This is a genomic window from Nitrososphaera sp. AFS, assembly GCF_009898475.1.
Lineage (GTDB): Archaea > Thermoproteota > Nitrososphaeria > Nitrososphaerales > Nitrososphaeraceae > Nitrosopolaris.
This window is the reverse complement of record NZ_QURE01000029.1, coordinates 1-10,573: the sequence shown is the minus strand read 5'-3', so window position 1 is coordinate 10,573 and position 10,573 is coordinate 1. Positions and strand designations below refer to the sequence as shown.

Here is a 10,573-nt window from a genome sequence, read left to right as displayed (position 1 = left end):
ATGGAAGATGTGCAATTTAATACATTTTTACATACCTTTACCCGATCATATTCTCCAGGGAAAAGTCCGATAACTGCATCCCCCTCGTACTTGAATACATATCCCCCATAGCCAGTCAAAGCGATGCTTATCTCTTGAGCAAACGTTTGGATCATCAGAGCAAATCTATCATCGGCTAATGACAGGCTCATTTCTGTTGAATTATTTACATCTATAAATAAGATTACTAGATTCGTTTTTCTATTTGCGTGTCTTTTTAGTAGCTTTTTGGATTCATCGGTTGACATGTCGAGTTGAATACCAGCCGTAAGTGTTTTAGCAACCCTCGCGCGTATTTGCTCTGAAGCAGATATATTAGTAAAACTCACAAGCTACCACCAGGTTTGTACAAAACTAAGAGGCAGTAAACTCTATCTTTATTTGTTTGTCTGTATGTCTGTCTCAACAAATCGGACTGTTGGATTTATAATTTCTGCATGTTTCATTATTATTATCATGAAAAGATCTGCCTCAATTTATCAAACACTATATGCTAAATGATATAAACATATTCGATTATCGTAACTCGTACCTTTCTTTTTTTGTCTTGAATTTCTTTTTTGGAGCATAGTATCGTCCGGCATAACATCTACCACATAGCGAAGCATCCTTTATTTCTGAATGATGATGCCATATGTGATACGAAGAACCATGGACATATTGAATCTGCGTTTTACCCTTACACCCAAAACAAATTCTCTTACTCAATCTTAATCGCACAATCTTATCTTCTACTATAGATTGGCTAAAGTCCCCGGTACCTCCAAAAGAAGTGTGATAAAGAATTTCTCATCTCTGTTGATAAGATTCGAAAACTAAATGAAGAGCTAGGATAAAGTGTCGTTCTTATAAAATGAAAATATAGTACAAAATATGTGCTAATATAAGCACTTTACTGCTTTGTCGCACGATTAACTATTCTTTGGATGATGCCTATTTGATCACTGTTCTAACTTTGGGATCTTTCATAAGCCTGCAAGCTCATTCACAGGTTGTTTCATTGGCTGATCTGTCTCATTACTTTCGAAAGTTAAGTTCAAATCAACTCTGACCTTGTTACTATTTCGTCCTAAGTTACGAATGAATGTTAACCGACAAGATCCTTGACAAAGAACTTCAATCGCTAAAGCTGCCATCAGGTGAAAGGGTTGTTTATACAGGTGAGAAAGGACAGAAAGTAGCAGATTCTAATGTAAACAAAAGTAAAACTCTAGAATCGTTTGCTCTCACCCACACTAGCGGCTACCTAACGAGTAAGAGCAAGTAATGAACATGTTGTATCACACTTTCGAGGATAGATTAACCAACACAATTTTATGCGACCACTGATATGAATGAAGTCTAACACCTATGAACGAAATTCCTGAAAAAACGGGCTACAAGAAATCTCTAGGACTATTTGAACTTGTTAGTTTAGGAATTGGAGGTACAATTGGCTCAGGGATTTTCATCGTTCCTGGCATAGTCGCTGGAATTGCTGGACCTAGCTCGATTATCGCTTGGATCTTTGCTCTAACATCTGCCTCATGTGTAGCTTACTCTCTTGCAAGAGCTTCTTATAAATATCCCTCAACTGGTGTATTCTATTCTATTTTTTCAACGACTGTTGGAAAAAAGATATCATCCATACTTGTCTTCTTGTATCTGTTTTCAGTAGTAGTTGGAATCGCTGCAATTGCAGATGGAATAGGACAATACTTTGCTTTTTTTGGATTTCACAATGATCCTTATATTATTTTATCAGTCGAAGTTAGTGCGGCTATAGCATTTTGTTTAATTAACATAAAAGGAGTACTTATAACAGGAAAGACCGAAGATGCTTTGACAATAGCTAAGGTCGCACCTCTCATTATATTGGCTGTTCTCCTAGTTCCACTCATTCATCTAAGCAATTTCTCACCCTTTTATCCGTCTTCAGGAAGTGCTAACTTTCTGAAAGCGCTGGTGATTGTTTATTTTCCTATTACAGGATTTGAGATAAGCGCAATACCGGCACAAGAGACAAGACCAGCAGAGAATATAGTCTATAGGTCGATGAAAATGACTATGATCATTGTGGGATTTGTGTATTTATTCTTGAACTTCTCGCTAATTGGATCTATGGGAAGTAAGACTCTTGCAGACTCTTCCGCGCCCCTTGCTACGGCCTCAGGATTTATCTCTAAAGACTCCCAATACATAACTGCAACTATTGGAATTATAGCTATGTTATCAGCTATTAATGCTTACATGCTAGCTGCATCGAGAGTATTGCAAAATATATCATCCAAACATAGTATACCTAAATTAGAAGAATTGTCATCAAAAGGAACACCTGCATTCGCTATAATTCTAGTTACATTTGCAGCATGCATCCTAGTATTGTTTCTTTCTAGAAACTTTGAACAACTGGCAAGTGTTTCAGTCATAGCTATATTGTGGGTTTATATTTTTGTCTGTATATGTGCATACAAAATTTTCTCAAATGATAATAAAATTAGACTAATTGCAGGTTTTGGCATATTGTTAACGTCTGCTATTCTTTTAGTTTATTTTATCCTTCCACTATCTCATTAAGTACATGTTATTAAATAAATATCACAGCACAAATATTCCTACCATTATTTTTTCTGATTAATAAGATTTTCTGTAACAATATTATGTCATTACACCCAAAGCCATACTACAAACAGCACAGCAATTTCAAAGTGGAAGTAGCCCATTTATTTTAAGCATAGCATTTATTTAGTTACCTTGTAGGTGCAGTGGTAAATCATTACTACTCTATATACTTCCGTTACTGAAGTGTTCCATTCTCTAATCGTTTCAAATAATGAGGAAGAAACTTTGGAAGAATCAGCAGATTAATTACATAGCTTGTCGATTCATATATTATCAATTGACATCAGATAGAGAAAATATTCCTCTTGAACATTTACTACTGGACAAAAACATATATCGCAAAATTACAAAAGTAGCCTATTCAGAGAACAGACCCATAGAGAAAATAGTTAATGATATGCTCACAGAATATGTAAATGTATTTCATCCTCTAAGGAAGATAGGTCTTGTACATGTAACCAAAGATACAGTTAAGATGATTTTTCAGAATATTTCAGATGAACTAATAATCGAGCATGCGAGGAGTCTTTCTAAAAGATATATGGAGGTAATAGCTTTATTAAACAAAAATAGAAATTTAGATGACTATTTGGATTTCTTAAAGGTTTATGCCGCTGCAAGTGGATATCAAATCGATATAAGTACTACTCAATCTGGTAGAAATAAAGTAATATTGAGTCTCAATTTAGGTCGAAAATATTCTCTTTATCTAGGAGAATGCTTTAAGATATTATTGGCAGAAGTATCCAAGGTTGATAATTTTGATTTTACTGATTCATTAGTATTCTTTGAATGTACCCCAAAAACATAATTGTTTCTTGTTGTTGTTAGATATTTTATTTTAGATGTTACTATCTCGAGCTTTGACAGTGCAACAACAAAAGTTATTTAATAAATTCTATAAGTAAAGTCTGAATTTTTTTTGCTCTATCACCATCCCTATAACTGTACTGTTCCTCCTCCTCTGATCTCAATTTAAATGTGAATTGTCCCTGCACTGTTCCTCCTCTTTCAAACGTGACTAATGCTGTAACTTGATTACTATCTTCTTTGTTCTCATTATTGCTACCATCTTGTGCTCTCTCAAATTGTATCTTATATTGCAAGCCCTCATTAGCCATCAATACGACGTCGAAGAATGGTCTGATTGCACTCTTTCCTTGCAATCCTCCCTCTATATTACTGAAAGGTTCATAAATTATAGCGTCGTCATTGAAGAGGTTTAGTATTCCATCAATATCCTTATTCTTAATCAGCCTAAAGTACTCATATACTATGCTCTTGTTAACGGTTGCATATGTATGCTCAAGATTACGTTTAATACTATTCATATTATTATATTTATTTCTATTAACCTCCAATTGATAATAGAAACATACTGATTGATAACTAGTACGTATGCAGTGCACTACAATAATAGGGAACTTTACTTACGTACATATAGTCACATATATCTAAAGAATAACCTCGGCTATAGTCATATTAGGTGTAATACTAACGTCAGCTCTGACTTTTGCTAGGTTTTCAAATATCAACTTTAGCAATTCTTTTGTAAAAAGTGACCAATTCTCACCTAGATCATGCTGAATCACGAAAACATGTTTTCTTCCGCTTTCGATCCTATGGTCTGAATTTATGCCTGATACTTTCATATATTCTTGTAAAACCGAAAGTACTGTCCAGATATTGTATTGTTTTTTCATAAACAGAACAGCATCCTTCATTATATCAAATGCTGCATTAGCAGCGTCTTTTATTATCTGGTCTCTAAAAGGCCCAATTGCTTCCTCCTTTATTCCATTCTTCTTAGCCATTTCCATAGCCCTATCAATTAAGGTTATTAGTATTGCTTTGGGTACAGGCATCATACCAAGTCTATTTTCGTAACTATCCCAATTAATGTATCTTCTTAGTACCTGGTTCACCAGAACATTAAGTGAAATCTGATTTTGATCAGCCTCACGTTGTAGTTCGTCAATAGTAATGGAATCTAGCCTAAAGGTAATACTGCGGCTTTTCTCTCTTACATCGGCACTTGATTTACTACCGTCTTCTCCTGCTGCTAATATATCTGACAAACCAATTCTTGATTATATATGGTTACATTTATCATTTTCTAGTTAATACCTTGCTTTCATTATTAATAATAGGGAGTATATGCTCTCCAATATCAAGCCATTTATAAATAGAACAATACAACTCACTTGCTGACAACCGTCCCGCAGTTTTGTGTAGACATGTCTCAGAAGGACTCAAGTCAAATTCAAGAGGAATTTTTTATTGTGAGGATAGCTATTCCATAGGACTGTTTGGCCGCTCCAAACTATTTCTGAAAATATCATTATGACCTCTGATTATATCTAAATTAATGATTGGCCTTGCAAGGATTTATGTTTGCCATGATGTGATGACGCTACAATCAGGTTTTAATCGATTTTGTTATTTCATCTTCATCTAAAAGAGGGTTCATTTTCCAATCATAAAATGATCTGTTTCACCTTCTTGCCAGTTCCCTCATCAGTCATTAGATAGTCTTATTCTCCTGAAAACATGCATGAATATGCAGTCATCGCTGTAGGGATGTTCTTCACGTCTAGTACGCTTCTACCATCAGATTGCATCTTTATTCGCTCTTATCTTATTTCCGTCTTACTGATGATAAATGGATAGTGTAACACACTGCATTGCAATGGATTCCTACTTAACAAATACCAGGTTTACGGATGTATGAGTAAGATGTTTGGTATAGGAGAAACAGTGAAGACGGAAAAACCTGAATATACAAGAAGTAAAGTCTCAAGGGAACCCGGTTCCGGATTTGGAGATTCAGGACAACAACAACAAAAAAGAATTATGATAATAGATGACGACCCTGACACAACCTTCACTTTGCGTACTGTCTTAGAACAAAACGGATTTAAGACGGATTCTTATACTAATCCTGTATTAGCGTACCAAAATTTTAGGGAAGGCCTTTACGATCTAGTACTGTTGGATATCAGGTTGCAAGTAGTTGATGGATTTCTCTTGTATCAAAAGTTAAAAAAGATAGATAGCAAGGTCAAAATCTGCTTTTTAACTGCTACTGAATACTTTCACGAAGAAATCAGAAAAGAACATGGATTCAATGAATTCAATCAAGAATCCTTCCTTAGAAAGCCAATTGAGGTCAAGGATTTGGTTAATACAACAAACAAGTTGTTGGGATCATGATAGACTGGCATGAATTAATGATTTCACTGCTTCCAAGCGTAAAGAAAGATTATTGCACACATCATGTGATTATGTTAGTGGCTAGTTTTAGATATTAGTCTGATTTCCTTTTGGAGAGAACTGTGAGGTTGAATATTGCTTTTGATTCACACCACGCATTTTCATTTGGGAGTAGTATAGGATTGCCACCATGTCTTTCAAATACCATGTCTTTCAAATACCATGTCTTTCAAATACCATGTCTATTCTATGCATGTTACCAGATTTAGAGCAGTGTTCATACTATGCTCTTTTATATATTTCCACACTTCTACTGGGAATATCATCTTTCGTATTCAGATTTAGCAATGAACGCAAAAACAAAGTCTTGGCGGTTTGCTCGGACCACACCTTATTATTTATTTAAAGTTATATCAATGTAGGGCTCAATGTGATTTATTCTATGTAACGGTGTATGGGATTATTGTTGGAGGTAAGCAAACTGATTATAATAACCAGTTCTAAGAAGCAAATTGACCCATTTTCAAAAAGTAGCGTACCGAATTATAATTAAATTGTTTACATTTGTTTTAATATACCCGCAGTCAGGAATAAAATATTATAGCTGGTATGTACTATTGTACCAATACCAAACAATTATCTTACTTTTTTTGCACATGGATTACAGTATTTTTCTATTAAGGTAACTCCGTCTCCAACATTAAAAAAAGCCTCAATAGTAGCTGAGTCACCACAAGTAGCACAGAACTTTGTTTCACCTTGATGATGATCTTCGAGGGCATAGGTTCTAAGTGATGTAAGAATCTTTTTCATTTTGTTGTTTTTACCTCTAGAGAAATCTCAATAAGGGTTTGTATCTGTGCTTGGCCATTATCTTTACTACTTGCTCATCGCTTACTTGAGAAAAGTCTTCGTAATACGCTCCTACAGCAAAAAATACGATTGGTGATTGTAGAATGACTATATCATCTACTTTTTCTTTATCTTTGAGTTTGTCAAATGTATCTTTGGGTGCTACAGGAACCGCTACTATCAACCTACTTAGTTTTTGGTTTCCCAGCCAATTTATAATAGCGAATATTGTTGCACCAGTAGCTATGCCATCATCTACTAAAATTATAGATTTACCTTGTAGCTGATATTGATTGCTTCCTCTAAATCTCAGCAGACGGCGTTCTATCTCTTTTCTTTCTATAGATATCTGTTCATCAATATACTCTTGGGATACATTTAGATTGTTAATTATATCTTGATTAGGATAGAAGCTGCCATCATACATTACTGCACCTATTGCAAGTTCAGAATTATGTGGTGCTCCTATCTTTCTTGATACAACAATATCTAATTTAGCTCCAATACGAGAGGCCACCACATCTCCGGTAACAACCCCTCCTCTAGGAATAGCTAAAATTCTAAACTCGTTAGCCGATTTGTCTAACAATAATTTCAGTTTGGTTGCTAACCTTGTAGCAGCCTCTTCTCTATTTTTGTACATATACCGTGAAAAATAATCATCATTATCCTGCTCTATTTTTCTTGTTAGATCATCTCCCAAAGTTGATCTTGACATTTTCTATAATTAGTAGGAAAGATGAAATATTATAAGTACAGGCTTGCAGTGCATTGCATAGCAGTTCTAATCTCTTTTTATCGTTCATAGTAGCAGATAACATACCTGGCACTTATTAAAACGCGTTTTCTTTACCATGATAACAATTCTCGTGCTTTATTATGAATATTACAGGAATGTCACCTTGTTGTGTAGTCTTGAACTTATTTTTCTCCATCTAAATAGTCAATTCGACCTTTTTATATTAAAAGTGCCTCGTATACCTGTGGCATTTATAATGTCTTCCTTAGACTCTTGCATCCCTGGTTTGACTCTGTGTTGGTGGAAATCCTTCTATCCCATCTAACACCATGGAATGATTATATTCTTTGCAACAGGTACACTTGACCTTGAGACAGTCCCTTCCGAGGCCATGATCACATCTTTCGCACGTGCACGCACTATCTAAAGGTAATCGATACTTTGTTGTCGTATCGTCTATAGATGATGACATTCTTGTCTTTAATGTAAAGCGACACACATATAGTTATCATATACGTTTGCACTGCATGGCACAAAAGTCATGTGGGCAGAATTAAATCAACTGAGTTGTAACACATATAGCACGTATATAAATTAATAGATGACTCGATCATCAAGTAGTCTGCTTAACGATTTGACCTCAAATGGTTAATTCTGTCCTCTTATTATTGAAAAAAAAGACTATACACACAGGACATGATGATGAAAGTATTAATTGCAAACCTTTATACAAATAATGAAAAGGATCGCGGGTATTACGTTTTTTGATGTGGTATGGCACAGAAACTCAATTTTGATTGCCAAAGTATTTTTTCATCAGCGATCCGGCATTATTAGATATGCCATTCTAGTTCGTGATCTTTCCTTTCCTCGACGTCATGAAATTCTAGGTTACAGTAATGGCATTTTATGTATGATATTAGCTTAATAGGATAATATTTTTGCTGATCACTCTTATCATTTTTAAATCCTTGTTTGCTTGAATATGATGGGTAAACAGTAGATGTTACTCGTTTATTTCTTTTCAAGTATTCTTCTTTTGGCTCTTGTTGAAGGGCTTCTTTGTACTGCTCAATGAAATGTCTAAGGGTAAATTCCCAACCTTCCTTAAGATCTTCAAGATAATCCGATTCTGCAACAATATGAGTATATCTCGCTTTAGGATTTGTCCTTGCGAGAAAAGGTTCTTGTGATTTATAATCATTGTCAGCAGATGTAATTGCTAAACGAAGGGCATATTCATTTTCATATGGATTTGACCATAGTTGTATCTTTTGGTGTATTATCTCTTTACTGCTTATCAAATTTTGAATATGTTTCTCATTCTTTTTGTTTTTCATTTCCTCATCTGACTGCGTTATCTTTATCCACTGTGCCGTGGCTGTTGACAGACGAATATCTGATGCTGTCATAGCCATTCTTTCATTGAGTCTATCGGTCTTTGCTCTTGGGTGGCAGAAGGAAGATACCATTTTGAGCTGCAATCATAAGTATCTCTAAAGAAAGATTTAGTCATAGTGATCCACCGTAGCACTGCAACTCTGATGATCATACTAGAACCTTAATTTCTCAACGGCATTCTCGAATTCTTTTCTTTCTCTTGCAACATTAAGTATATCGGTTTTGCTAATTAATCCAATCAGTTTTTGCTTTTGTATTTCTTGTTCATTTGCTTCTGATCCTTCTACTTCCACTCTTAGTTCTAATCTTCCAGTTGGTATCATCTTCTCTCTATCTTCATAAACAAATATCCTACTCTTATTATCTCTGATTAATCGTTTCAAGGCTTCATCGGCAAATGCGTTAGATTTCATAAGTATCAGCTCACCTTTAGAAATCATTATTTCTCCTACTCTTATCGCATCTCTTTTGGATTCTTGAACGTTCATGGCATCTTTTGCCATCACTGTACCGATCAAATAACCATCTTCTTCTACTACAGGAAATTCAGTTTTTACATATACATCAAAATAACTACCCAGGAACTCATTTATGCTTATATTTGGTTTTATGGTTACGATATTGGTATCCATAATCTCTCTTAAACGGATGTGAGATAGCACAGATGATAACTCAAGTTGTGACAAATATGATTGAGCACCATTATTCAGAAACCAACCTATAAGTAGCATCCAAATTCCACTAACAAAGGACCCAGTAGCCATCATTAGAAATCCAAAAGCCATAAATCCATAAGATATAATTATTCCAACTTTTACGGCATCTTTTGTAGCCTTATCATAATCTTTCTTAACTCTAACCAAGGTAGCACGCAATATTCTGCCTCCATCCGAAGGAAATGCTGGTATCAGATTAAACAAGCCAAGTATGGCATTTATCAGAGCAACATAATATAGAATATCTATAGAAGCCTGTTTTAGGACTACAAAAGAAGATCCTACAGTAGTAGACTGACTTACAAGCCATCCAAACAATGTGAAAATCCCAGCGAAGGCCATCTTGGCTTCTTTTCGATAGTCTTTTGTTTCCTCAGAGATGTCCGAGACTCCGCCGAAAATAAAGAGAATTATCTGTCTGATATTGACTCCATACCTTAAAGCTACCACTGAATGTGCCAGTTCATGCAAGAGCACTGATATGAAAAGTATTGCTGCAATTATAGCACCTATTATCCAGTAATATGTGGTTGTAAAGCCCTGATAATTATGTTGGCTAAAAACACTTGCAGTAGTCCAGGTGATCAACAGAAAACCGATTATCAAAGTAAAATGTAATCTAATCTTTATTCCCCTGATTCTTCCCACGTTTAAGGACAAGGCAATCTTTCCCTGCTACTTGAAACACCATTCCGTATAATAAAATCGCAGAATACAGTGCAAGACACTGAAATTGTAACATCCGTAGTTGTGTATTTTTACGTAAGCCTGCAAGAGTTTCTGTGACGTGGACAGATTTGAGGTCACTTGCTCTCGTACTCTATGAATATCAACCACGGTTAATAAGTAGGGCTAGTCATGTATCAAATTTAGGCTACAAAATTTTAAGAATATATAGTAGAAGTTGGAATTAGTACGAATATGAGCTCAGACGATATAGAACCGTTTGATTGGACAAGGCGATTCTTTGGTAGAAGAGGTTTCTTTGATGAAATGTTTAGAGGCTTTGATG

Annotated in this window: 10 protein-coding genes and 1 pseudogene; 4 read left to right on the top strand and 7 right to left on the bottom strand. The window is 35.1% G+C overall.

The window, feature by feature from the left end:
* Nucleotides 1–368, bottom strand: a pseudogene (locus tag DYY65_RS05110) (hypothetical protein); the annotation flags it as partial.
* 755 nt (nucleotides 369–1,123) lie between these two features.
* On the opposite strand from DYY65_RS05110, the gene DYY65_RS05105 reads away from it, so the two are divergent.
* The 3 genes from DYY65_RS05105 (at nucleotide 1,124) to DYY65_RS05095 (ending at nucleotide 3,451) form a co-directional block, all read left to right on the top strand.
* Nucleotides 1,124–1,306, top strand: coding sequence for a hypothetical protein (locus tag DYY65_RS05105; protein ID WP_162476905.1), 183 nt, complete (start codon nucleotides 1,124–1,126; stop codon nucleotides 1,304–1,306).
* An 83-nt stretch (nucleotides 1,307–1,389) separates the two neighbouring features.
* Nucleotides 1,390–2,595, top strand: coding sequence for an APC family permease (locus DYY65_RS05100; RefSeq protein ID WP_162476904.1), 1,206 nt, complete (start codon nucleotides 1,390–1,392; stop codon nucleotides 2,593–2,595).
* A gap of 322 nt (nucleotides 2,596–2,917) precedes the next feature.
* On the top strand, nucleotides 2,918–3,451 hold the full coding sequence (locus DYY65_RS05095) for a hypothetical protein (RefSeq protein WP_162476903.1): 534 nt from the start codon (nucleotides 2,918–2,920) through the stop codon (nucleotides 3,449–3,451).
* Between the two features lie 73 nt (nucleotides 3,452–3,524).
* Here DYY65_RS05095 and DYY65_RS05090 read toward each other — a convergent pair whose 3' ends face one another.
* Both DYY65_RS05090 and DYY65_RS05085 read right to left on the bottom strand, forming a co-directional pair.
* On the bottom strand, nucleotides 3,525–3,971 hold the full coding sequence (locus tag DYY65_RS05090) for a nuclear transport factor 2 family protein (protein WP_162476902.1): 447 nt from the start codon (nucleotides 3,969–3,971) through the stop codon (nucleotides 3,525–3,527).
* A gap of 123 nt (nucleotides 3,972–4,094) precedes the next feature.
* Complete coding sequence (locus DYY65_RS05085; RefSeq protein WP_162476901.1) at nucleotides 4,095–4,718, bottom strand: hypothetical protein; 624 nt, start codon at nucleotides 4,716–4,718, stop codon at nucleotides 4,095–4,097.
* A 649-nt stretch (nucleotides 4,719–5,367) separates the two neighbouring features.
* Between DYY65_RS05085 and DYY65_RS05080 the strand changes: the two genes are divergently transcribed.
* Nucleotides 5,368–5,853, top strand: coding sequence for a response regulator (locus tag DYY65_RS05080; protein WP_162476900.1), 486 nt, complete (start codon nucleotides 5,368–5,370; stop codon nucleotides 5,851–5,853).
* A 636-nt stretch (nucleotides 5,854–6,489) separates the two neighbouring features.
* Here DYY65_RS05080 and DYY65_RS12160 read toward each other — a convergent pair.
* The 4 genes from DYY65_RS12160 to DYY65_RS05065 form a co-directional block, all read right to left on the bottom strand.
* Entirely contained in the window at nucleotides 6,490–6,666 is a 177-nt protein-coding gene (locus tag DYY65_RS12160; protein ID WP_201449340.1) for a hypothetical protein, read from the bottom strand.
* Nucleotides 6,667–6,682: 16 nt separating this feature from the next.
* Entirely contained in the window at nucleotides 6,683–7,423 is a 741-nt protein-coding gene (locus DYY65_RS05075; protein WP_162476899.1) for a phosphoribosyltransferase, read from the bottom strand.
* Nucleotides 7,424–8,277: 854 nt separating this feature from the next.
* Nucleotides 8,278–8,916, bottom strand: a complete 639-nt coding sequence (locus DYY65_RS05070; RefSeq protein WP_162476898.1) for a hypothetical protein — start codon at nucleotides 8,914–8,916, stop codon at nucleotides 8,278–8,280.
* An 81-nt stretch (nucleotides 8,917–8,997) separates the two neighbouring features.
* On the bottom strand, nucleotides 8,998–10,221 hold the full coding sequence (locus DYY65_RS05065; RefSeq protein ID WP_162476897.1) for a site-2 protease family protein: 1,224 nt from the start codon (nucleotides 10,219–10,221) through the stop codon (nucleotides 8,998–9,000).
* Nucleotides 10,222–10,573: the final 352 nt, after the last annotated feature.